Source organism: Cupriavidus sp. UGS-1, from assembly GCF_021213615.1.
Classification (GTDB): domain Bacteria; phylum Pseudomonadota; class Gammaproteobacteria; order Burkholderiales; family Burkholderiaceae; genus Cupriavidus.
In genome coordinates, this window is record NZ_JAJQJF010000014.1 from 41153 (window position 1) to 62749 (window position 21597).

General features: G+C 69.3%; 21 protein-coding genes. 6 read left to right on the plus strand and 15 right to left on the minus strand.

What is annotated here, in order from left to right:
• Positions 1–19 precede the first annotated feature (19 nt).
• From LRR16_RS17655 to cobA, 5 genes are read left to right on the plus strand one after another with little or no spacing between them, the layout of a single operon-like run.
• Entirely contained in the window at positions 20–598 is a 579-nt protein-coding gene (locus LRR16_RS17655) for a DUF934 domain-containing protein (RefSeq protein ID WP_232206696.1), read from the plus strand.
• Complete coding sequence (locus LRR16_RS17660) at positions 595–1416, plus strand: phosphoadenylyl-sulfate reductase (protein WP_232206697.1); 822 nt, start codon at positions 595–597, stop codon at positions 1414–1416. The genes LRR16_RS17655 and LRR16_RS17660 overlap by 4 nt, the downstream gene beginning before the upstream one ends.
• Before the next feature lie 8 nt (positions 1417–1424).
• Entirely contained in the window at positions 1425–2411 is a 987-nt protein-coding gene (gene cysD, locus LRR16_RS17665; RefSeq protein WP_006577229.1) for a sulfate adenylyltransferase subunit CysD, read from the plus strand.
• 48 nt (positions 2412–2459) lie between these two features.
• On the plus strand, positions 2460–3776 hold the full coding sequence (locus LRR16_RS17670; protein WP_053822394.1) for a sulfate adenylyltransferase subunit 1: 1317 nt from the start codon (positions 2460–2462) through the stop codon (positions 3774–3776).
• 46 nt (positions 3777–3822) lie between these two features.
• Positions 3823–4587 carry a uroporphyrinogen-III C-methyltransferase gene (cobA, locus tag LRR16_RS17675; protein ID WP_232206698.1) on the plus strand — a complete coding sequence of 255 codons (765 nt, stop codon included), beginning with the start codon at positions 3823–3825 and terminating at the stop codon, positions 4585–4587.
• A 203-nt stretch (positions 4588–4790) separates the two neighbouring features.
• Here the strand turns inward: cobA and LRR16_RS17680 are convergent, their stop codons facing one another.
• From LRR16_RS17680 to LRR16_RS17750, 15 genes are all read right to left on the minus strand, one after another.
• The gene (locus LRR16_RS17680) at positions 4791–5372 is read right to left on the minus strand and encodes a hypothetical protein (RefSeq protein WP_232206699.1); all 582 of its coding nucleotides are present in this window, start codon (positions 5370–5372) and stop codon (positions 4791–4793) included.
• A 29-nt stretch (positions 5373–5401) separates the two neighbouring features.
• A complete protein-coding gene (gene ruvB, locus LRR16_RS17685) occupies positions 5402–6475 on the minus strand; it encodes a Holliday junction branch migration DNA helicase RuvB (protein ID WP_006577233.1) in 1074 nt (357 codons plus the stop codon).
• Positions 6476–6619: 144 nt separating this feature from the next.
• The gene (gene ruvA, locus LRR16_RS17690) at positions 6620–7201 is read right to left on the minus strand and encodes a Holliday junction branch migration protein RuvA (RefSeq protein WP_232206700.1); all 582 of its coding nucleotides are present in this window, start codon (positions 7199–7201) and stop codon (positions 6620–6622) included.
• Between the two features lie 217 nt (positions 7202–7418).
• The gene (locus LRR16_RS17695; protein WP_370646849.1) at positions 7419–8564 is read right to left on the minus strand and encodes a glycerophosphodiester phosphodiesterase; all 1146 of its coding nucleotides are present in this window, start codon (positions 8562–8564) and stop codon (positions 7419–7421) included.
• A gap of 219 nt (positions 8565–8783) precedes the next feature.
• Positions 8784–9329, minus strand: a complete 546-nt coding sequence (gene ruvC / locus LRR16_RS17700) for a crossover junction endodeoxyribonuclease RuvC (RefSeq protein WP_006578757.1) — start codon at positions 9327–9329, stop codon at positions 8784–8786.
• A gap of 284 nt (positions 9330–9613) precedes the next feature.
• Entirely contained in the window at positions 9614–11188 is a 1575-nt protein-coding gene (gene purH, locus LRR16_RS17705) for a bifunctional phosphoribosylaminoimidazolecarboxamide formyltransferase/IMP cyclohydrolase (RefSeq protein ID WP_232206702.1), read from the minus strand.
• Between the two features lie 16 nt (positions 11189–11204).
• On the minus strand, positions 11205–11438 hold the full coding sequence (locus LRR16_RS17710) for a Fis family transcriptional regulator (protein ID WP_006578759.1): 234 nt from the start codon (positions 11436–11438) through the stop codon (positions 11205–11207).
• A complete protein-coding gene (gene dusB / locus LRR16_RS17715; protein WP_232206703.1) occupies positions 11435–12493 on the minus strand; it encodes a tRNA dihydrouridine synthase DusB in 1059 nt (352 codons plus the stop codon). Before dusB ends, LRR16_RS17710 begins: the two co-directional genes overlap by 4 nt.
• Positions 12494–12798: 305 nt before the next feature.
• Positions 12799–14118 (minus strand): UbiH/UbiF/VisC/COQ6 family ubiquinone biosynthesis hydroxylase, encoded by a 1320-nt coding sequence (locus LRR16_RS17720; protein WP_232206704.1) that lies wholly within the window; start codon positions 14116–14118, stop codon positions 12799–12801.
• Positions 14099–14572: a hypothetical protein gene (locus LRR16_RS17725; protein WP_232206705.1), complete on the minus strand. Its 474-nt coding sequence runs from the start codon at positions 14570–14572 to the stop codon at positions 14099–14101. Before LRR16_RS17725 ends, LRR16_RS17720 begins: the two co-directional genes overlap by 20 nt.
• Positions 14572–15957: an aminopeptidase P N-terminal domain-containing protein gene (locus LRR16_RS17730; protein ID WP_064576456.1), complete on the minus strand. Its 1386-nt coding sequence runs from the start codon at positions 15955–15957 to the stop codon at positions 14572–14574. Before LRR16_RS17730 ends, LRR16_RS17725 begins: the two co-directional genes overlap by 1 nt.
• 212 nt (positions 15958–16169) lie before the next feature.
• Positions 16170–16919 carry an N-acetylmuramate alpha-1-phosphate uridylyltransferase MurU gene (murU, locus tag LRR16_RS17735; protein ID WP_232206706.1) on the minus strand — a complete coding sequence of 250 codons (750 nt, stop codon included), beginning with the start codon at positions 16917–16919 and terminating at the stop codon, positions 16170–16172.
• Positions 16916–17239, minus strand: a complete 324-nt coding sequence (locus LRR16_RS17740; RefSeq protein ID WP_043439412.1) for an AzlD domain-containing protein — start codon at positions 17237–17239, stop codon at positions 16916–16918. Before LRR16_RS17740 ends, murU begins: the two co-directional genes overlap by 4 nt.
• Complete coding sequence (locus tag LRR16_RS17745; RefSeq protein ID WP_064576454.1) at positions 17236–17967, minus strand: AzlC family ABC transporter permease; 732 nt, start codon at positions 17965–17967, stop codon at positions 17236–17238. The genes LRR16_RS17740 and LRR16_RS17745 overlap by 4 nt, the downstream gene beginning before the upstream one ends.
• On the minus strand, positions 17967–19010 hold the full coding sequence (locus LRR16_RS17750; RefSeq protein WP_023264254.1) for an aminoglycoside phosphotransferase family protein: 1044 nt from the start codon (positions 19008–19010) through the stop codon (positions 17967–17969). The genes LRR16_RS17745 and LRR16_RS17750 overlap by 1 nt, the downstream gene beginning before the upstream one ends.
• A gap of 156 nt (positions 19011–19166) precedes the next feature.
• On the opposite strand from LRR16_RS17750, the gene LRR16_RS17755 reads away from it, so the two are divergent.
• A complete protein-coding gene (locus tag LRR16_RS17755) occupies positions 19167–21590 on the plus strand; it encodes an LPS-assembly protein LptD (protein WP_232206707.1) in 2424 nt (807 codons plus the stop codon).
• Positions 21591–21597: the final 7 nt, after the last annotated feature.

Genomic DNA, 21597 nt, shown 5'->3' on the forward strand with positions numbered 1-21597 from the left:
AAACGCATCGAGAACGAATATGGCAAAGATCATCCAACTGCAACGCGCCGACGGCGGCCAGGCCGCCGTGCCGGCGATCGTCGACGACGCGTGGACCGTGCTGCGCGGCGCCGAGGGCCAGGCCCCGACCGAGGAGCAGATCGCCGCGGCGGCATCGAGCCAGGACGCGGTGCTGTTCCCGCTGCCGGTCTGGCTGGCGCACAAGGACGGTGTGCTGGCCGGCCGCGCCGCGGCCAACACCGGCATCTGGCTGGCGCCGGACGACGAGCCGGGCGATGTCGCCGGCGAACTGGCGCGCGTGTCGCTGCTGGCGGTCGACTTCCCGGTGTTCCGCGACGGCCGCGGTTTTTCCACCGCGTATCTGCTGCGCACCCGCTATGGCTGGAAGGGCCAGCTGCGCGCGATCGGCGACGTGCTGCGCGACCAGCTGAACTTCATGAAGCGCTGCGGCTTCGACGCGTTCGCCGTGCGTGCCGACAAGAACATCGAAGACGCGCTCAAGGGCTTCAGCGAATTCACCGTGACCTACCAGGCCTCGGTGGACGAGCCGCTGCCGCTGTTCCGCCGCGCGCGCGCCGAACAACGGGAATCGGCATGAGCGTGATCCCGATCGTCGAACTGCCGGCGACCGCGTCGGAGATTGCGTCGGAAATTCCGGCCGCGTCACCGCTGCGCCCGTCGCTGTGGACGGCGCCGGAATACAGCGGCACCGCCGCGGCGCTCGAGGCCAAGGAGGCCGCGCTGGCCGAACGGCTCGAAGCGATCGCGAGCCGCTTCTACCGCGCGCGCTTTGCCTCGAGCCTGGCCGCCGAGGACATGGTGATCACCGACGCGATCCTGCGCGGCTCGGCCGCGCTGCGCGCCGGCATCCGCGTGTTCACGCTGGCGACCGGCCGCCTGCACGCCGAGACGCTCGCGATGCTCGACGAGGTCAAGGCGCACTACGGCTACGAGATCGAGCGCTTCACGCCGGACGCCGAGGCGGTCGAGAACTATGTGCGCAAGCACGGCCTGAACGCCTTCTACGACAGCGTCGAGCTGCGCAAGGAATGCTGCGGCATCCGCAAGGTCGAGCCGCTGAACCGCGCGCTGTCGCATGCGGACGCGTGGCTGACCGGCCAGCGCCGCGAGCAGGCCGTCACGCGTGCCGAGCTGCCGTTCGAGGAAATCGACGAGGCGCGCGGCATTCCGAAGTTCAATCCGCTGGCGGACTGGACCGAGGCCGAGGTGTGGGCCTATCTGAAGCGGCATGCGGTGCCGGTCAACGCGCTGCATGCCAAGGGATATCCCAGCATCGGCTGCGAACCGTGTACGCGTGCCGTGCGCGCCGGCGAGGACGTGCGCGCCGGCCGCTGGTGGTGGGAAAGCCGCGACTCGAAAGAGTGCGGCCTGCACGAACAGAACATCAAGCATTGAGGCCACAGATGGGCATCATGAACGAACTCCAGGCCGGCGCCGCGGCCACGCGCGACGGCAACCCCGACATCGCGCACCTGATCGAGGTGCAGAACGACCACCTGGACCGGCTCGAGGCCGAGTCGATCTACATCATCCGCGAGGTGGCCGCCGAGTGCCGCAATCCGGCGCTGCTGTTCTCGGGCGGCAAGGACTCGATCGTGATGCTGCATCTGGCGCTGAAGGCGTTCCGGCTCGGCAATCGCAAGATCGAGCTGCCGTTCCCGCTGGTGCATATCGACACGGGCCACAACTATCCCGAGGTGATCGCCTTCCGCGACCAGCGTGTGGCCGAGATCGGCGCGCGGCTGGTGGTCGGCCACGTCGAGGATTCGATCAAGCGCGGCACCGTGCGGCTGCGCAAGGAAACCGATTCGCGCAACGCGGCCCAGGCGGTCACGCTGCTGGAAACGATCGAGCAGCACCAGTTCGACGCGCTGATGGGCGGCGCCCGCCGTGACGAGGAAAAGGCGCGCGCAAAGGAACGGATCTTCTCGTTCCGCGACGAGTTCGGCCAATGGGATCCGAAGGCGCAGCGGCCCGAGCTGTGGAGCCTGTACAACGCCCGCATGGCGCCGGGCGAGCAGATGCGCGTGTTCCCGATCTCGAACTGGACCGAACTGGACGTGTGGCAATACATCGCGCGCGAGAACCTGGCGCTGCCGCCGATCTACTACGCGCACCAGCGCGAGGTGGTCCGCCGCAACGGCCTGCTGGTGCCGGTGACGCCGATCACGCCGAAGCAGGACGGCGACGTCAGCGAGGTGCTGTCGGTGCGCTTCCGCACGGTCGGCGACATCAGCTGCACCTGCCCGGTGGCCAGCACCGCCGCGACGCCGGTCGAGATCATCGCCGAGACCGCGGTCACCGAGATCACCGAGCGCGGCGCCACGCGCATGGACGACCAGACCAGCGAGGCGTCGATGGAGCGCCGCAAGAAGGAAGGCTACTTCTGAGGCTGGATTTCTGCGCAACGCGCGACGCACCGACACAGGATTTGCATCATGACTACCCAAGCCGCCCATCAGGGCCTTCTGCGATTCATCACCGCCGGTTCAGTCGACGACGGCAAGAGCACGCTGATCGGCCGCCTGCTGTATGACAGCAAGGCGGTGCTGTCGGACCAGCTGACCGCGCTGGCCAATGCCAAGAACAAGCGCACCGCCGGCGAGCAGATCGACTTCTCGCTGCTGACCGACGGCCTCGAGGCCGAGCGCGAGCAGGGCATCACGATCGACGTGGCCTACCGCTATTTTTCGACCGCACGCCGCAAGTTCATCATCGCCGATACGCCGGGCCATGAGCAGTACACGCGCAACATGGTCACCGGCGCATCGACCGCGCACGCCGCGATCGTGCTGATCGACGCCACCCGCGTGACGGTCGCCGATGGCCGCGCGCAGCTGCTGGCGCAGACCAAGCGCCATACCGCGATCGTCAAGCTGCTCGAGCTGCAGCACGTGATCGTCGCCGTCAACAAGATGGACCTGGTCGACTACAGCGAGCAGCGCTTCAACGAGATCCGCACCGCGTACGCCGAGCTGGCCAGCCAGCTGGGCTTGAAGGACGTGCGTTACGTGCCGGTGTCGGCGCTGCGCGGCGACAACATCGTGCACGCCAGCGAGGCGATGCCCTGGTATCAGGGCGAGCCGCTGCTGCCGCTGCTCGAGGCGCTGCCGGTCGAGGAGGTCGCGCCGCAGGGCGAGGCCGCGCTGCGTTTCCCGGTGCAGCTGGTGATCCGCCAGGATGGTGCGCAGTCGGACGATTTCCGCGGCTATGCCGGCCGCGTCGAAGCCGGCACGGTGCGCGTGGGCCAGACCGTACGCGTGCTGCCGGCCAACCGCGAGGCGGTGGTCGCCGAGGTGCTGACGCCGAACGGTGCCGCCGAAGAGGCGAGCGCCGGCGAGACCATCACGATCCGGCTGGCCGAAGACGTCGATGTATCGCGCGGTGACATGTTCGTCGCTGCAGCGGCCGCGGAAAGCCAGCAGGCGCTGCCGGCGAAGAAGTTGCAGGCCGACCTGTGCTGGTTCGACGATGCGGCGCTGAATACCGCACGCAAATACGTGCTGAAGCACACCACCGCCAGCGTGTTCGCGCGCGTGTCCGCGGTGGACCGCGTGCTAGACGTGCATACGCTGTCGCACGAGACCGGCCGTCACGACATCCGCCTGAACGACATCGGCTCGGTGCAGATCACGCTGCAGAAGCCGGTGGTCTGCGACGTCTACAGCGACAACCCCGCCACCGGCGCGTTCGTGCTGATCGACGAGGCGACCAATCACACGGTCGCCGCGGGCATGATCCGTGCATATTCCTGAGATCGAAGTGATCGAAGTCGATCCAGGAATCACGAGGAGCAGCAACATGGGCAAGGTCTACCTGATCGGCGCCGGTCCCGGCGCGGCGGACCTCATTACGGTGCGTGGTGCACGACTATTGGGCGAAGCCGACGTGGTGCTGCACGATGCGCTGGTGTCGCCCGAGATGCTGGCCTGGTGCCGGCAGGCCAGGCTGGTGGAGGTGGGCAAGCGCTGTGGCAAGCGCTCGACCGCGCAGCTGTTCATCAACCGGCAGATCGTCGACCTGGCGCGCAAGCACGAGCGCGTGGTGCGCCTGAAGGGCGGCGATCCGATGCTGTTCGGCCGCGCCGACGAGGAATTGCAGGCGCTGGAAGAGGCGGGCATCGATTACGAGATCGTGCCGGGCATCACCGCCGCGCTGGCCGCCGCCTCGGCGATCGCGCGTCCGCTGACCAGGCGCGGCGTGTCGCGCAGCGTCGCGTTTGCCACGCAGGCGAAGGCGCCCGACACCATCGACGTGGAGGCCGACGTCAAGGCCGATACGCTGGTCTACTACATGGGCCGCGACCAGGCCGCGGCCATCGCCGCGCAGCTGATCGCGCATGGCAAGCCCGCCTCGACGCCCGCCTGGGTCGTCGAGGCCGCCTCGACCCCGCACCAGCGCAGCCGCCAGTTCACGCTGCGGCAGATGGCCGCTGGAGAAGCCGCGGCGTGGATCGATCCGCAGCATCCGAGCTTGCTGATGATTGGCGAGGCGTTGGGTGGGCGGGCGAGTGGTGTGGTCGACGGCGATTTGCAGGAATCGGAGCGCCACCCTCGGGCGGCTTGACTCGCCGGCGGCGATTAGCAGCGCAGCGTATCGCGCCCCGCGCTGGTTTTCTCCCCTCTCCCGCGAGCGGGAGAGGGGCGGGGGAGAGGGCAAACGGCCTTCGCTCTGGCGAAAGCGCATCGCGATAGGCACCGCCCTTTCCCTCTCCCCAACCCCTCTTCCGCTGGGCGGGAGAGGGGAGCAACGCGACGGCGGTCGACGTTCTACCGTCCTTCCCTCGTAATCTCCACCGTCTCCCGATAAACGATCCGGGCCATCTGGCCTGGCCGCAGCCCGGCCACGTCGATCGAGATGTCGTCCGCGCGTGCCGCGTGTTCCGCGTTGCGCGGGCCGCGGAACGTCACCGTGCGGCCGATCGGATCGACCGCGACGATTTCGGCGGTGGCCGTGGTCGTGATCTCGCGCACCACGCCGGGCCGGCCGTCGTCGAGACGGCGCGACAGCCGGTCGACCGATTCCGCGGTCGCGACATTGCGGCTCGGCAGCGGCTCCAGCTTGGTGATGCGCGCGGGGCCGCGCGTGACCGTCAGACGGTCGCCCGCATTGACCGTACCGAAATGGCGTGCCTCGTCGCCGGTCATCAATTCGGTCAACTGACCCTGCGGCCCTCGCACCAGCACCGCGTTCGAGGCATCGATGCGGACGACCTCCGCCGCGGTGGTCGCGGGCGCGGTCTGCGCGTTCGCCTCGCCGACGGTGCCGGCCGCCAACACCCAGGCCATCGCGCCGGCCAGCGCCAGCGCGCGCGCCCCGCGTCGTATCGTGCTGTCTCGATCGTTTCGCATCGGCGCCTCCACAATGGTTTATCGCGTGATCACTCGTCCGGCAGGATGCTGCCCTGCGCGCCGCCGGGCGCCGCCAGCCCGAAGTGCCGGTAGGCGGCGGGGGTCGCCACGCGTCCGCGCGGCGTGCGTTGCAGATAGCCCTGCTGGATCAGAAACGGTTCGAGCACGTCCTCGATGGTGTCGCGCTCCTCGCCGATCGCCGCGGCCAGATTGTCGACGCCGACCGGCCCGCCGCTGAACTTGTGCAGGATGGCCTCGAGCAGCTTGCGGTCCATCAGGTCGAAGCCGACGCGGTCGACGTCCAGCATCGCCAGCGCGGCATCGGCCATCTCGCGCGTAATGGTGCCGTCGCCCTTGACCTCGGCATAGTCGCGCACGCGCCGCAGCAGGCGGTTGGCGATACGCGGCGTGCCGCGCGAGCGGCGCGCGATCTCGAGCGCGCCGGTCGGATCGATGCGCGCGTGCAGCAGCTGGGCCGAGCGCGTGACGATGCGGGCCAGCTCGTCGGCGGTATAGAACTCGAGCCGCGCGACGATGCCGAAGCGGTCGCGCAGCGGATTGGTCAGCATGCCGGCGCGCGTGGTGGCGCCGACCAGCGTGAACGGCTGCAGATCGAGCTTGACCGAGCGCGCGGCCGGGCCTTCGCCGATCATGATGTCGATCTGGTAGTCCTCGAGCGCCGGATACAGGATTTCCTCGACGACCGGCGACAGCCGGTGGATCTCGTCGATGAACAGCACGTCGTTGGCTTCGAGGTTGGTCAGCAGCGCCGCAAGATCGCCGGGCCGCTCGAGCACCGGCCCCGAGGTCTGGCGCAGATTGACGCCCATCTCGCGCGCGATGATATGGGCCAGCGTGGTCTTGCCCAGGCCCGGCGGGCCGAACAGCAGCACGTGGTCGAGCGCTTCGCGGCGATTGCGCGCCGCGTGCATGAAGATGTCGAGCTGGTCGCGCACCTTCTGCTGGCCGACATAGTCGTCGAGCAGCTTGGGCCGCAGCGCGCGCTCGAAGGCCTCCTCGCTGCTGGACGCGGGCGTGGCGGCAATCAGGCGGTCGCCGCTGTCGGCAGGGCGGCTCGGGGCGAACTTGTCGGTCTGGATCATGGCGCGGAGGCGGGAAAACTGGCTCGATTGTAGCCCACGGCACCGTCGGCGCCGTCCGCCGTCTCAGCGAGCACGAGCCGCTTACCGGCTCGTACGCAGGCCCGTACACCGGCCTGCACGCACGTGCCCGTGCCCCTCGCCGCCTCAGCCCTTCGACAACGCCTTCAGCGCGAGCTTGATCCCTTCGGAGACGCCGGTGCCGGCCGGCACCTGCCTGGTCGCCGCGGCGGCCTCCTTGTCGGAATAGCCCAGCGCCAACAGCGCGTTCAGGATATCGGCGGCGCTGTCGTGCGAGGCCACCGCGCCGCCGACATGGCCCAGTTCGGCGCCGAGCTTGCCCTTCAGTTCGAGCAGCAGCCGTTCGGCGGTCTTCTTGCCGATGCCCGGAATGCGCGTCAGCCGGCCCGCCTCCTGCAGCGTGATGGCCTGCGCCAGTTCGGCCACCGACATGCCCGACAGCACCGCCAGCGCCATGCGCGCGCCGATGCCGCTGATCTTGATCAGCTCGCGGAAGGTATTGCGCTCCTCCGCGCTGCCGAAGCCGTACAGCAGATGCGCGTCCTCGCGGACGATCAGCTGCGTCAGCAGCGTGACAGGCTGGCCGACCGCGGGCAGGTTGTAGAAGGTGCTCATCGGCACGTCGACCTCATAGCCGACGCCGTGGCAGTCGACCAGCAGATGCGGGGGATTCTTCTCGATGAGGGTGCCGGCGATGCGTCCGATCATGGTGGCTTGCGAAAGTGGGCGAGGGCGCAAGCGGGGCGCCCGAGCATGGGTCAGTCACGAAGGGCCCCAGTGTAGCGCAGCGCTTCGGTGCTTCCAGGGAGCGTCAGGAACGATCTCGTCGCCCCCGCGAAAGCGGGGGGCCAGCGGCGTCGTCTCGTGGCAAGGCAAGCCACTGGGTCCCCGCCTTCGCGGGGACGACGGGGAGAATGCACACCGGTCATTCCGGCCGCGCCGGCCCCGGAGCGCTGTCCACCGCGCGGCGCCCGAGCGCGGGATCGTCGGTGAAGAAGCCGTCCACGCCGGCATCGACCAGGGCCCGGACCTCGCGGATCATGCCGGCCGGATGGCGCGCGGCGTCGCCGCCCGGGCCGCGCAGGCTCTTGGGCAGGAAGGCGTTCTCCGGCCGCACCGTGTAGGGGTGCACGACCAGGCCGGCCGCATGTGCGTCGCGCACCAGCGCGGTAGGCGCGCCCAGCGCGCCGGCGCTGTCGCGCGGCACCACGTGCGTGCGCTCCGGGCCGATGCCGTCGGCGTACGTGGCAACCTCGCGCAGTCCGAGCGGCTTGATCATGTCCGCATAGCGGCGCGTATCGCCGGACAGCCGCCAGTCGGCCGGCGCCTTCGAGGCATTGCCGATCAGCTGCACCAGTTTGACGTTGGGCATCGACTTGCCGAGCCGCTCGCGCAGCGCGCGCAGATTGGCCGTTTCGAACGATTGCAGATAGACCGGTGCGCGGCGCGTATGCGCATTGGCACGCAGCGCGTCCACCAGCTTTTCTTCCATCGGCAGCCCGATGCCGCGGAAGTAGCTCGGATGCTTGGTCTCGATATAGAGGCCGATGGTCCTGCCGCTGCGGCGCGAGGCGTTGGCGGCCAGCGCGATGATCTCGTCCAGCGTCGGGATCTCGAACTTGTCGTCGTACTGTGCATTGGCCGGACGCAGCTTCGGAATGCGCTCGCGCGCGCGCAGCGTCTTGAGCTCGGCCAGCGTGAAGTCCTCGGTGAACCAGCCCTCCAGCCGCTCGCCGTCGATCACCTTGATGCGCTTGCGCTCGGCGAACTGCGGCAGCGTGGCGACGTTGGTGGTGCCGCCGATCTCGTTCTCGTGGCGGGCCACCAGCACGCCGTCGCGCGTGACGACCAGATCGGGTTCGATCAGATCGGCGCCGTCCTCGATCGCCTTGGTGTACGCCGCCAGCGTATGTTCGGGCCGCAGCGCGCTGGCGCCGCGATGGCCGATTACCAGTGGCCTGGGTCGCGGCGGGGCTGGTTGGGCTTGCGGCGGTTCGGCGGCGGGCGCGGCGGGAGGTACGGGTTGGGTGGCACAGCCCGCGAGCAGGATGGCCAGCATCGCCGCCGACATCGCGGCGTGGAGCCGGGCGGCGGGCTGCCAGGCAAGACGGGGGAACAGGCTGGGACGGGACATGCGGCCTCCTCGAGCGCGAGATCAGGCCGATTGTAAGTGAGGCGGGCGTCGCCCGGGACACCGTTCGCGATGGGAGGGCAGCGGGTGCTAGCCGACCAGTGCCAGCCGAGCAAGCCAGTCGACCAGTGCTAACTGACCAGTGCTAGCCGAGGAGTGCTAGCCGACCAGCCGGCCCCGCCGGACCCGCACGCCCTTGCGCGCCAGTTCGGGGGCGAGGCCGCTCAGCGTCGCCAGCGTATCGCCGCCGTTCGCATGGCAGATCGCCACGCCGAGCGCGTCGGCCGCGTCGGAGCTGGGATGGCCCGGCAGCGCCAGCAGCCGCGCCACCATCTCCTGCACCTGCGCCTTGTTGGCGCGGCCATAGCCGACCACCGCCACCTTCAACTGCAGCGCGGTGTATTCGAACACCGGCAGGCCGTAGCCCACCAGCCCGCAGATCGCCGCGCCACGGGCCTGCCCAAGCAGCAGCGTCGATTGCGGATTGACGTTGACGAACACTTTCTCGATCGCCGCGCAGTCGGGCGCATAGGTCCGCGTGACCTCGGCAATGCCGTCGTACAGCGTCTTCAGACGCTCGGGCAGGCTGCCGTTGCCATCGCTCTTGATGGTGCCCGAGGCGACGTAGGCGAGCTTGTTGCCGTGCTTTTCGACCACGCCGAAGCCGGTGGTACGAAGGCCGGGGTCGATGCCGAGGATGCGCATTGAGCTAGGAGAGGTGGCGATGGGGTAGTGTAGGTGGAATCGGTGCAGGGCGCTGTGCGATCGGCTGCCCTCCCCTCTCCCGCAAGCGGGAGAGGGGAGCGGAGTTCAGGTCGGCGGCGGTAGCGGCATGCGGACCGTGGGTGTTCCCCACTCCCGCAAAGGGGAGAGGGGAGAAAACCGAGAGCCCCTTCATCGAGCGACTGTGTTTCCCTCTCCCGCTGGCGGGAGAGGGGCAGGGGAGAGGGCAGCCGGCGCTCGTTCACCCCAAGCGCCAGCGTTGCACGTCAATGCCGGAAATGCCGCGTACCGGTCAGCACCATCGCGATATTGCGCTCGTCGGCGGCGGCGATGACTTCGTCGTCGCGCATCGAGCCGCCCGGCTGGATCACGCAGGTCGCGCCCGCGTCGACCACCACGTCCAGGCCGTCGCGGAACGGGAAGAAGGCATCGGAGGCAACCGCCGAGCCGGCCAGCGTCAGGCCGGCGTTCTGGGCCTTGATGCTCGCGATGCGGGCCGAGTCGACGCGGCTCATCTGGCCGGCGCCGACGCCGAGGGTCATGCCGCCGCCGCAGAACACGATGGCGTTCGACTTGACGAACTTGGCGACGCGCCACGCGAACAGCAGATCGCTCATTTCCTTCGGCGTCGGATGGCGCTTGGTGACGACGCGCAGCTCCGACGGCTGCACGTTCTTCGCGTCCGGGCTCTGCAGCAGCAGGCCGCCGCCGACGCGCTTCAGGTCATACTGGTTGACGCCCTTGCCGAGCGGGATCTCCAGCAGGCGCACGTTCTGCTTGGCGGCGAACACCTCGCGCGCGGCCGCGCTGAACGACGGCGCGATCAGCACCTCGACGAACTGTTTGGCGACCGCCTGCGCGGCCGTGCCATCGAGCTCGACGTTGAAGGCGATGATGCCGCCGAAGGCCGACGTCGAATCGGTCTTGAACGCCTTCTCGTAGGCCTCCAGCGCATTGGCGCCGATCGCCACGCCGCAGGGGTTGGCGTGCTTGATGATGACGCAGGCGGCGCCGTCGGCGGCCTCGAACGACTTGACGCATTCCCATGCCGCGTCGGCGTCCGCGATGTTGTTGTACGACAGCTCCTTGCCCTGCAGCTGCACGTAATTGGCCAGCGCGCCGTCGACCGCCTTCAGGTCGCGGTAGAACGCCGCCGACTGGTGCGGGTTCTCGCCGTAGCGCATTTCCTGCACCTTCTCGAACGCCAGGTTCAGCGTCTGCGGATAGGCGCTGCGCGCCTGGTGCGACTTGTCCGCGCCGAGGCTGGTCAGGTAGTTGGTGATCGCGCCATCGTATTGCGCGGTATGCGCGAACACCTTGGTGGCCAGCCGGAAGTTGGTGTCGTAGCCGACCTGGTTGCCGTTGGCGCGCATTTCCTCGAGCACCGGCGCGTAGTCGGCCGGATCGACGATCACCGTGACGTCGCGATGGTTCTTCGCCGCCGAGCGCAGCATGGTCGGGCCGCCGATGTCGATGTTCTCGATCGCGTCGGGCAGCGTGCAGTCGTCCTTGGCGACGGTCTGCTGGAACGGGTACAGGTTGACCACCAGCAGGTCGATGGTCGGGATGCCGTGCCTGGCCAGCGCGCCCATGTGCTCGGGCAGGTCGCGGCGCGCCAGGATGCCGCCGTGCACCTTCGGGTGCAGCGTCTTGACGCGGCCGTCCAGCATCTCGGGGAAGCCGGTGTAGTCGGCCACCTCCGTGACCGGCAGGCCGGCGTCGGCAAGCAGTTTGGCGGTGCCGCCGGTGGACAGCAGCGTCACGCCGAGCGCATGCAGTTCGCGCGCGAAGTCGACGATGCCGGTCTTGTCGGAAACGGAGAGAAGGGCTTGCTTGATCATGGTGATGGAGGACGCTTCAAAGTAAACCGTGCTGCTGCAGCTTCTTGCGCAGCGTATTGCGATTGATGCCGAGATAGGCCGCGGCCAGCGACTGGTTGCGGTCGGCACGCGCCATCACCGTTTCCAGCAGCGGCCGTTCCACCGCCTCCAGCACCATGTTGTACATGTTCGACGGCTGCTCGCCGTCCAGATCGCGGAAGTAGGCGCTCAGGCTGTCCCGGATGCATTGGTCGATAACGTTGCGGCTCATGCGGCAAGCAACTCCCTGTTGTTGTTGTTCGATGCGCCGGTCTGTGCTTCGCCTTCGTCGACATACACCAGCCGGTCGGACAGCGCGGCCTGCTCGTCGAAGAAAGCGTTGACGGCGGCCAGCTGCGCCTCGGTGCTTTCCAGTGTGTTCATCCGGTGCCGGAACAGATTGGCACCCTTGAGCCCGCGCGTGTACCAGGCAATATGCTTGCGCGCGGTACGCACGCCGGTGAATTCGCCATAGAAGGCGTAGTGGTCCTGCAGATGCGCGTTCATGATCGCGCGGATCTCGGCCACCTCCGGCGGCGGCAGCTGCTCGCCGGTGGCCAGGAAATGCGCGATCTCGCGGAACAGCCACGGGCGTCCCTGCGCGGCGCGGCCGATCATGATCGCGTCGGCGCCGGTGGCCGCGAGCACGTGCCGCGCCTTGTGCGGCGTCGTGATGTCGCCGTTGGCGACCACCGGGATGCGGATCGCGTCCTTGACCGCGGCGATGGTCTCGTATTCGGCCTCGCCGTGGTACAGGTCGGCGCGCGTGCGGCCATGCACGGTCAGCATGCTGATGCCGGCCGCCTCGGCCATGCGGGCGACGCGCACCGCGTTGCGGTTCTGCCGGTCCCAGCCGGTGCGGATCTTCAGCGTGACCGGCACGCGGTCGCCGACCGCGCCGACCACCGCCTCGACGATGCGCACCACCAGCGGCTCGTTCTGCAGCAGCGCCGACCCGGCAGCGACATTGCAGACCTTCTTGGCCGGGCAGCCCATATTGATATCGATGATCTGCGCGCCGCGGTCTACGTTGTAGCGCGCCGCCTCGGCCATCATGCCGGGCTCGGCGCCGGCGATCTGCACCGCGATCGGCTCGACCTCGCCGTCGTGGTTGGCGCGGCGCATGGTCTTTTCGCTCTTCCACAGCTGCGCGTTGGAGGCGACCATCTCCGAGACCGCATAGCCCGCGCCGAGCTTCTTGCAAAGCTGGCGGAAGGGGCGGTCCGTGACGCCGGCCATCGGCGCGACGAACAGGTTGTTGCGAAGGTGGTGAGGTCCGATTTGCACGGCTAGGGTCCGGCGACGTCCAGAAAGGCTGGCCGTGACCGGCCGCCCAGCAGCGGTGTCACGGATCGAATGGCGAAAGGCATGCCCGGCCGAAGCAGCGTCGGCGGTGAAGCGGGGGGCATGTGCGAGGGCGGGATTTTACCGCTAAACCAGCCGGCTGCCCAATAAATAAGCAGGCTCGATGTGCTGCGGCGCCACATCGACTTGAGTTACCCGGAGCGGCCCGGATCGGCCCGGATCGGCCCGGATCGGCCCGGATCGGCGCGATCGGGGGCCGATCCTCGTCATCGCGTTGTGCGGCAGGCTTAGCGGCGCATGCCGTAGATCATCTGATGCGCCAGCGCGTGCTTGAGCGGCGACAGGCAGGCCAGCGCCGCCAGCGAGGCCCCGCGCGCGTGCGCGGCCAGCGGATAGGGGATGCCGAACACGCGCGGCAGCAGGTCGGTGACGCCGATCGTCATCGCGCGGTCGACCCGGTGGCGAGTGCCGAAGGCGGCCAGCGCCCGCGGCGTGCAGGCGGTGCGCAGCTCGTCGGCCAGCGCGAACGCATCGCGCAGCCCCAGGTTCAGACCCTGGCCGGCGACCGGATGCAGGGTCTGCGCGGCGTTGCCGATCGCCACCAGCCGGCCCTTGACGGTCAGCTGCGCGGCATTGAGGCCCAGCGGGAAGGCGTGGCGCTTGCCGACGCGGGTGAAGCGTCCCATGCGCGGACCGAAGACCTCGCCCAGCTCGGCGAGGAAGCGTGCGTCGTCCAGCGCGAGGCGCCGCGCCGCCTCTTCGGGAGAGCAGCACCAGACCAGCGCATAGCCCGAGCCGCCGTCGCCGTGCGGATCGTCGTCCAGGTCGTGGGGCAGCAACGCGAGCGGACCCTGTTCGGTGAAACGTTCCCATGCCCAGCCGGGCATCGGATGGCTGCAGGCGACATGCGAGACGATCGCGGTCTGCCCGTAGTCGCGGCGGCGCGTGCCGCTGGCGCCGGCCGCGGCGGTGCGCGCCACCTGCTGATGGAACAGCCCGCCCTCGGCCTGTACCGCCAGGCGCGCGCCCAGGCGCACCGGCTGGCCGTCGGGTCCAGCGCCGCGCAATTGCACCGGCGCGGTATCGGGCGAGCCGGCGGCGACGGCCTCGGACGCGGCCCCGGCGGGACCGTGCCGTGACTCGCGGACCGCGCGCGCATCGCGCTCCTCAATCTGGTCGATCGCATCGATGCGCGTGTCGAACGCCCGCACCAGCCGCTGCTGGCCGCCGGTGCGCCCGAGCGCGTGTTCGAGCGCCGCGCACAGATCGCCGTAGCGGACCACGTAGCCGAGCGCCGGGATGCCGTAGTCGTCGTGATGCAGCTTGACGTGGCCGAAGCGGCCGCGTTGCGACACATGGATGTGCTCGATCGGCGTCGCCGCCGCGGGCCATGCATCGAGCTGGGCCAGCAGATCGCGGCTGCCATGCGACAGCGCGATCGCGCGCGGATCGCGGGCGGCGCGCGCCGGCGTGGCGGCGTCGAGCAGCGCGATGCGCCAGGGGCTGGTCTGCAGCAGCCGGCAGGCCAGCGCGAGGCCCACCGGGCCGCCGCCGACGATGGCGATATCGCAGGCGTCGCCGTGCGGTTCAGGGGTGGGCTGGGTCATCGTTGGCACCTCCGGCATTGGCACCGCTCACTGCGGCATCGCCGCGCTGCCAGCACACCACGTCCTCGCGCGTCCTGCCGTTGCGGGCATCGCGCAGCGCGTTGTCGAGCAGGGCCTGATCGAAGCCAGGCAACGCGCGCAGGCGCGACAGCAGCGCCTCGTGGTTGACCGCGTCGAGCGGCGTCACGCAGCCTTGCTGGCGGCCGTCGGGCCGTTCCTCGCCGACCAGGATCAGCCAGGCCCTGCCGGTCCACGGTGCGCGCCGCGATACGCGCGCTACCACGCGCTCCAGCGCCCGCCATTCGAGTTCTTCGCGCTGGCCGTCGGGACGATGCACCACCACGCGGTCGTCGAACAGATTGACGATGAACGGCTGTTCCGGCTCCGTCTGCGTCCGCGACGCCGTGGCGTTGTTATCCGCACTGCCGAACAGTTTTCTCAACCAGCTGACCATCACTTCTCACTCCGTTCGCGCATCAGCGCCTCGATCTCGTCGGCGTCGACCGGGACGCCGCGGGTCATCAATTCACAGGGGCCGCCGGCCGTGACCACCGCGTCGTCCTCGATGCGGATGCCGATATGCCAGTAGCGCTCCGGCACGTCCTCGGCCGGCCGGACGTAGATGCCGGGCTCGATCGTCAGCACCATGCCCGCCTCGAGCGGCCGCCACGGGCGCTCGCCCTCGGCCGGTGCGGGGCCGGGCACGCGGTACTCGCCGACGTCGTGCACGTCCATGCCGAGCCAATGGCCGGTGCGATGCATGTAGAAACGGCGATAGCTGCCGCTGGCGATCACGTCGTCGACGCCGCCTTCCTTGCCGCGGTCCAGCAGGCCGGTGTCGAGCATGCCCTGCGCGAGCACCCGCACCGCCGCGTCATGCGGCACGTTGTACGGCACGCCGGCGCGCGTCTCGTCGATGGCGGCCTGCTGCGCGGCCAGCACCAGATCGTAGAGCTCGCGCTGCGCCGGCGAGAAGCGGCCCGACACCGGGAAGGTGCGCGTGATATCGGACGCGTAGCCGTCCAGTTCGCAGCCGGCGTCGATCAGGCACAGGTCGCCGTCACGCAGTTCGGCGGGGCCCGCGCGATAGTGCAGCACGCAGGCATTGGGACCGGCGGCGACGATCGAGTTGTAGGCGACGCTCTGCGCGCCGTTGCGGCGGAATTCGTACAGCAGCTCGGCTTCCAGATGGTATTCGCGCAGCCCGGCGCGGCTGGCCTGCATCGCACGCACATGCGCCTGCGCCGAGATCTGTGCGGCGCGGCGCATGATGCCGAGTTCGCCGGCGTCCTTGAACAGCCGCATCTCGTCGAGCAGCGTGCGGATATCGAGCGCGCTGGATGGCGCCACCACGCCGGCGCGGCCCTGCGTGCGCACGGCATCGAGCCAGCGGCGCACCTGCATGTCGATGCGGGTCGACGCGGCCAGCGGATAGGCGATCAGATTCTGGTTGGCCAGCAGCTGCGGCAGCTGCGCGTCGATCTCCTCGATCGAGTGCGCCTCGTCGAAGCCGAACACCTCGCGCGCGGCTTCGGGGCCGTAGCGGAAGCCGTCCCAGATCTCGCGTTCTTCGTGCTTGGGGCGGCAGAACAGGATGCTGCGGTCGCTGCCGCCGGCCGGCGCGGCGATCAGCACCAGCACCGCCTCGGGCTCGGTGAAGCCGCTCAAGTAATAGAAGTAGCTGTCGTGCCGGTACGGGAAGTCGCTGTCGCGGTTGCGCATCGCTTCCGGTGCCGTGGGCAGGATCGCGACGCCGCCGCCGGCGGCGCGCAGGTGATCGAGCACGCGGGCGCGGCGCGCGCGACAGGCCTGGAGAAGGGCGGAATCTGGTGCGGACATGAGGGGACCGACTCGCATCGGGCAGGCAGTGGGCAATGGCCCGATTCTAACGCCGTCGTAACTGGCGTTGGCCGGCGCGCCAGGCAAACCGGCCATGCCATCTCCCCGTCGTCCCCGCGCTGGCGGGGACCCAGTGACTTCCGGGACCGCTGTTCAAGCCGCTGGGTCCCCGCGTTCGCGGGGACGACAGCATTGGCGACCGCGGCGAGCCCCTACCGCGACAGCGCGGCGTCCAGCGCGGCCAGCTGCGCCGGCGTGCCCACGTTCTCCCAGCGGCCGGCGAAGCGCTCGCCGGTGGCCAGGCCCGCCGCGATGGCGGCGCGGTAGAACGGCGTCATCGCGACCTTCTGCCCAGGCGCGATGCCGGCGAAGGTGCGGGTGTCGTACAGGCCGATATTGCCGAAGGTCAGGCGGGCGGCGCCATCGGCCAGCGGCGCATCGCCGGGCAGCGACAGCTTGCCGTCGGCGCCGAGCGCGAAATCGCCCTCTGGGTGGAACGGCGGATTGGGCACCATCACCAGGTGCATGCGCGGCTCGGGCGCGCCGGCCATTGCGGCGGCGCGCGGCAACAGCGCGCGGAAGTCGTAGTCGCAATAGATGTCGCCCGATACCGCGACGAAGATCTCGCCGCCGCCACCGTTCTCACCGCCACCACCGTCGCCGGCGCCATCTCGCAGCAGCGGCAGCGCCTTGGCGATGCCGCCCGCGGTCTCGAGCGCCTCGCCCTCGGCCGAGTACGCCAGCCGCACGCCAAAGCGGCCGCCGTCGCCGAGCGCCGACTCGATCTGCTGGCCGAGCCAGGCATGGTTGATGACGATGTCGGTCAGGCCCGCGCGGGCCAGCGCCTCGATGGTCCAGACGATCAGCGGCTTGCCGCCGACCTGCAGCAGCGGCTTCGGGCAGCCATCGGTCAGCGGGCGCATGCGCTCGCCGCGTCCGGCGGCGAAGATCATCGCTTTCAAATCAGGGTCTCCAGGACGAGCAGGGTGGCCATGCCGCCGGCGATGGTCCAGCCGACGCTGCGCGTGCGCGCGGCGATCGCGATGGCGACCACGCCGGCGATCAGGCGGGCATTGTCGAGGCCGATGGCAAGCTGGCCATCGCGCATCAGCAGGTCGGGCGCGATGAGCGCCGACAGCATCGCCGCCGGCACGAACTGCAGCGCGGTGCGGAACCACGCGGGCAGGCGCACCTTGCCTTCGACGGCGATAAACGACAGGCGGATCAGATAGGTCGCCAGGCCCGCGGCCGCCATCACGCCGAGCAGCATCCACGGGCTCATGCGGCGTGCTCCTTGCCGGCGGGGCCGCTGCGGCGCGGCAGCAGCAGCATGCCGACCGCGATGCCGCCCAGCGCGGCGGCCATCAGGCCGAGCTTGTGCGGCACGCCAAAGCACAGCACCGCCAACACGCTGGCGGTCACCGCCGCGGCGACGTGCGAGCGATGCTTCAGGCCGGGCACGATGATGGCGATGAAGGTCAGCGGCAGGAAGAAGTCCAGCGGCCAGTGGCGCGGCACCTGCGCGCCGACCAGCACGCCGGCCAGCGTCGACAGCTGCCAGCTGGTCCACAGCGCGACGCCCGCGCCGAAGAAGTACCAGTGGCGGTAGCGCCGTTGCGCCGGGTCGTCGCCGAGCCGCCGCGTCATCGCGGCAAAGGCCTCGTCGGTCAGCAGATAGGCGATCAGCGCCTTCCAGCGGCGCGGCAGATGCGCCAGCGCGGGCGCGACGGTGGCGGAGTAGAGCGCGTGGCGCAGATTGACCATCGCCACCGTGGTGGCGACGATCGCCGCCGGCGTGCCCGCCGCCCACAGTTGGGTCAGGATCATCTGCGAGGCGCCGCCGAACACGATCGCGCTCATCGCGCAGGCCAGCCACGCGGGCATGCCGGCGCCGACCGCCAGCACGCCGTAGATCAGGCCGAACGGCACCACGCCCAGCAGCATCGGCGACAGCGCGCGCACGCCGGCCCACCATTCGCCGCGCCGGGTAGGGCTGCTGGCAGGATCCATCAGAAGGTGTAGCCGGCCGGGCGCTCGACGCCTTCGAGCGTATCGAACAGGCGCACCAGCTTGCGCAGCTCGCCGTAGCGGCCGGCCACCGCGCGCGCGTACTTCAGCACCAGCGGCATGTTGGCGAGGTAGCCGTCCTTGCCGTCGCGGTGGTAGAGCCGCGCGAAGATGCCGAGCACCTTCAGATGGCGCTGCAGGCCCATCCATTCGAAGTCCCGATAGAAGTCACCGAAGTCGGCCGCCACCGGCAGGCTCGCCTTGCGGGCGCGTTCCCAATAGCGGATCAGCCAGTCCAGCTGCAGCTCCTCGTCCCATTCGATATAGGCGTCGCGCCACAGCGAGACCGCGTCGTAGGTGATCGGGCCGATCACGGCGTCCTGGAAGTCGAGGATGCCGGGGTTGCCGCGTTTGTCCTCCCCGTCGAGCACCATCAGGTTGCGCGAATGGTAGTCGCGGTGCACGTAGACCTGGGGCTGGGCCAGGTTGTTGGCCAGCAGCGTCTGCATGACCTCGGTCAGGTCCGCCTGCTGGCCCGCATCGAGCTCCACGCCGAGATGGCGCGCCACGTACCACTGCGGGAACAGGTCCAGCTCGCGCTGCAGCAGCTCGCGGTCATAGGCCGGCAGCGTGCCGGGCCGGGTCGCGGCCTGGATCCTGACCAGCGCCGCGGCGGCGTCGCCGTACAGCGTGCGCGCGGTCGTGATGTCCAGCTTCGACAGATAGGTGGTGTTGCCCAGGTCGGCCAGCAGCAGGAAGCCCTGCGACAGATCCTGCGCCAGCACGGTCGGCACGGTGACGCCGGCCTCGCCGAACAGCGCGGCGACATGGATGAAGGGGCGGCAGTCCTCGCGGGCGGGCGGCGCATCCATCGCGATCACGGTCGGATGCGCCGGGTTGTCGGTGCGCAGGCGGAAGTAGCGGCGGAAGCTGGCGTCGGCCGATGCCGGTACGCACGATTCGGGATCGATGGACCAATCCGGAGCGAGTCCGGACACCCACGCTTTGAGCTGGTCCTGGCGCGGGTCGAGGGGAAGTGCTGCCATGCCGGAAAGGGTCGATAAGTTGCCCCGTATAATACCCGACCAGACCCGGGCGCCGGGCGGCTCCCGGGTGGGCCGTCCTGTGCCTGGCAGCCTGTTTGGACGGTGGCTGCGGCGGTTCCGCGCAACCGTCCCGCCGTCCGACCGACGACCCGACGCATGACCGAACAACAACGATCACCGAATCACACCGCAATCCAGGCGCCGGGCCGCCAGCCCGCGCGCCGGCCAGTCCGGGCCCTGCGCCCGCTGGTGCTGGCCATGGCCGGCTGGTCGCTGGGCGCCCATGCGCAAGGCCAGGCGGTCGGCTCGGCGATTCCCGCGCTGCCGGCTGCGGAGCCGACGGCCGAGGCGGCCGACCCGCGCCAGCCGCCGCGCCCCGGCGAACTGATCCCCTATCTGTCGGAGCCGGCCACCTGGCGCGGCGCGCCGAGCGATCCCAGCGCGCCGACCTATGTCTCCGGCGACAGCATGACCGGCTACAACGAGCGCGGGCTGGAACTGCAGGGCAATGCCGAACTGCGCAGCGACGGCGCGGTGATCAAGGCCGACAAGCTGACCTACGACCAGGACAGCGACGAGGCGCTGGCGACCGGCAATGTCCGGCTCTCGCGCGAAGGCACGCTGGCGGTCGGCCCCGAGGCGAAGCTGCGCGTCGAGGCCAACGAAGGCTACATGCTGTCGCCGGACTACTACTTCCAGCAGACCGGCGGTTCGGGCACGGCCGAGCGCATCGACTTCCTGAACAAGAACGAGAGCACCATCCAGCGCGCCACCTATACCACCTGTTCGCCGGACAACGCGGACTGGTATTTCAGCGCGCGCCAGCTCGATCTGGACAGCGACCGCCAGGTCGGCACCGCGCACGGCGCCGTGCTGCGCTTCTTCGACGTGCCGATCCTGGCGGCGCCGGCGGTGACCTTCCCGCTGACCGACGAGCGCCGCAGCGGCTTCCTGGCGCCGCTGATGGCCTACAGCTCCCGTTCGGGCTTCGACCTGACGGTGCCGTACTACTTCAACATCGCGCCGAACCGCGACCTGACGCTGTATCCGCGCGTGATGAGCGAGCGCGGCGTGCAACTGGGCGGCGACTTCCGCTATATCGGCAACGGCTACGCGGGCCGGATCCGCGGCGAGTTCCTGCCGAACGACCAGAAGACCAACTCGGACCGCTGGCTGTACTCGATCCAGCATACGCAGAACCTGGCCAAGGGCCTGAACGCCTATGTGAACCTGAACCGGGTATCGGACGACCGCTATCCGGACGACCTGACGCGCACGGTCGCGCAGTCGACGCTGCGGCAGTACACGCAGGAGGGCGGGGTCACCTACAACTGGCAGGACTTCTCGCTGCTGGCGCGGGTGCAGACCTTCCAGACGCTGGCGCCGAGCCAGCCAACCTATGAGCGCGTGCCGCAGTTGAACGGCAAGTTCACGCGCTACAACTGGGGCGGCTTCGACGTGCAGATCGAGGCCGACTACACGCGCTTCCGCATCCCGCTGACGACCACCGGCTTCCAGCAGCCGCAGGGCGAGCGCGTGTTCATCCAGCCATCGATCAGCTATCCGATCGTGCGCCCGGGCTGGTTCGTGACGCCCAAGGTCATGTTCAACGCGGCCCAGTACCAGATGGAGCCGTCGACCAACACGCCGGGGGCCAACAACACGCTGACGCGCTCGGTGCCGACCTTCAGCATCGACAGCGGCATGACGTTCGAGCGCGACGCGCCGACCATCAGCCGGCTGTTCGGCACCAAGTACCTGCAGACGCTGGAGCCGCGGCTGTTCTACGTCTACACGCCGTTCCGCGACCAGAGCGCGTTCCCGCTGTTCGACACGGTGCAGTCGGACTTTGGCTACGGCCAGATCTTCAGCGAGAACCCGTTTACCGGCTACGACCGCATCGCCGACAACAACAAGCTGACCGCGGGCGTGACCACCCGACTGATCGAGTCCGAGACGGGCATCGAACGCTTCCGTGGTACGCTGGCGCAGCGCTTCGACATGAGCGGCCAGCGCGTGCAGTTGACCGGCACGCTCGACGATGCGGAGAAGGGCTATTCGGACCTGCTGGGCGCCACCACCATCCAGCTGTTCCGCGGCTACTACATCAATGCCGGGATGCAGTACAACCCGGAAAACGACCGCGTGATCCAGTCGAACATCGCGTTCGCGTGGCGGCCGGAGCCGCGCAAGCTGCTCAATGTCGGCTATCGCTACCGGCGTCCGACCACGGTCACCGACAATACCGCGATCGACCAGTTCGAGATCTCGAGCCAGTGGCCGATCACGCGGCGGACCTACGGCATCGGGCGTGTCGCCTACGACATGAGCGCCAACCAGCTGGTCGATACGCTGCTGGGGCTCGAATATGCCGCCGACTGCTGGGTCGGCCGGGTCGCTTACCAGCGATTCCGCAATACCACGCAGGGCTACACCGGCCGCGTGTTTCTGCAGGTGGAGTTCCGCGGCCTGTCGAAGATCGGCTCCAATCCGCTGGATATCATGAGGTTGAACGTGCCTGGCTACGAGCCTGTCTCGGCCGCGCCGATCCCTCAGACCCAGTTCGACCATTACGAATGACGGACCA

Coding starts and splice junctions, on each gene's coding strand:
- LRR16_RS17655 (WP_232206696.1), top strand. CDS start 20: ATGGCAAAGATCATCCAACTGCAACGCGCCGACGGCGGCCAGGCCGCC.
- LRR16_RS17660 (WP_232206697.1), top strand. CDS start 595: ATGAGCGTGATCCCGATCGTCGAACTGCCGGCGACCGCGTCGGAGATT.
- cysD (WP_006577229.1), top strand. CDS start 1,425: ATGGGCATCATGAACGAACTCCAGGCCGGCGCCGCGGCCACGCGCGAC.
- LRR16_RS17670 (WP_053822394.1), top strand. CDS start 2,460: ATGACTACCCAAGCCGCCCATCAGGGCCTTCTGCGATTCATCACCGCC.
- cobA (WP_232206698.1), top strand. CDS start 3,823: ATGGGCAAGGTCTACCTGATCGGCGCCGGTCCCGGCGCGGCGGACCTC.
- LRR16_RS17680 (WP_232206699.1), bottom strand. CDS start 5,372: ATGCGAAACGATCGAGACAGCACGATACGACGCGGGGCGCGCGCGCTG.
- ruvB (WP_006577233.1), bottom strand. CDS start 6,475: ATGATCCAGACCGACAAGTTCGCCCCGAGCCGCCCTGCCGACAGCGGC.
- ruvA (WP_232206700.1), bottom strand. CDS start 7,201: ATGATCGGACGCATCGCCGGCACCCTCATCGAGAAGAATCCCCCGCAT.
- LRR16_RS17695 (WP_370646849.1), bottom strand. CDS start 8,564: ATGTCGGCGGCGATGCTGGCCATCCTGCTCGCGGGCTGTGCCACCCAA.
- ruvC (WP_006578757.1), bottom strand. CDS start 9,329: ATGCGCATCCTCGGCATCGACCCCGGCCTTCGTACCACCGGCTTCGGC.
- purH (WP_232206702.1), bottom strand. CDS start 11,188: ATGATCAAGCAAGCCCTTCTCTCCGTTTCCGACAAGACCGGCATCGTC.
- LRR16_RS17710 (WP_006578759.1), bottom strand. CDS start 11,438: ATGAGCCGCAACGTTATCGACCAATGCATCCGGGACAGCCTGAGCGCC.
- LRR16_RS17720 (WP_232206704.1), bottom strand. CDS start 14,118: ATGACCCAGCCCACCCCTGAACCGCACGGCGACGCCTGCGATATCGCC.
- LRR16_RS17725 (WP_232206705.1), bottom strand. CDS start 14,572: ATGGTCAGCTGGTTGAGAAAACTGTTCGGCAGTGCGGATAACAACGCC.
- LRR16_RS17730 (WP_064576456.1), bottom strand. CDS start 15,957: ATGTCCGCACCAGATTCCGCCCTTCTCCAGGCCTGTCGCGCGCGCCGC.
- LRR16_RS17740 (WP_043439412.1), bottom strand. CDS start 17,239: ATGAGCCCGTGGATGCTGCTCGGCGTGATGGCGGCCGCGGGCCTGGCG.
- LRR16_RS17745 (WP_064576454.1), bottom strand. CDS start 17,967: ATGGATCCTGCCAGCAGCCCTACCCGGCGCGGCGAATGGTGGGCCGGC.
- LRR16_RS17750 (WP_023264254.1), bottom strand. CDS start 19,010: ATGGCAGCACTTCCCCTCGACCCGCGCCAGGACCAGCTCAAAGCGTGG.
- LRR16_RS17755 (WP_232206707.1), top strand. CDS start 19,167: ATGACCGAACAACAACGATCACCGAATCACACCGCAATCCAGGCGCCG.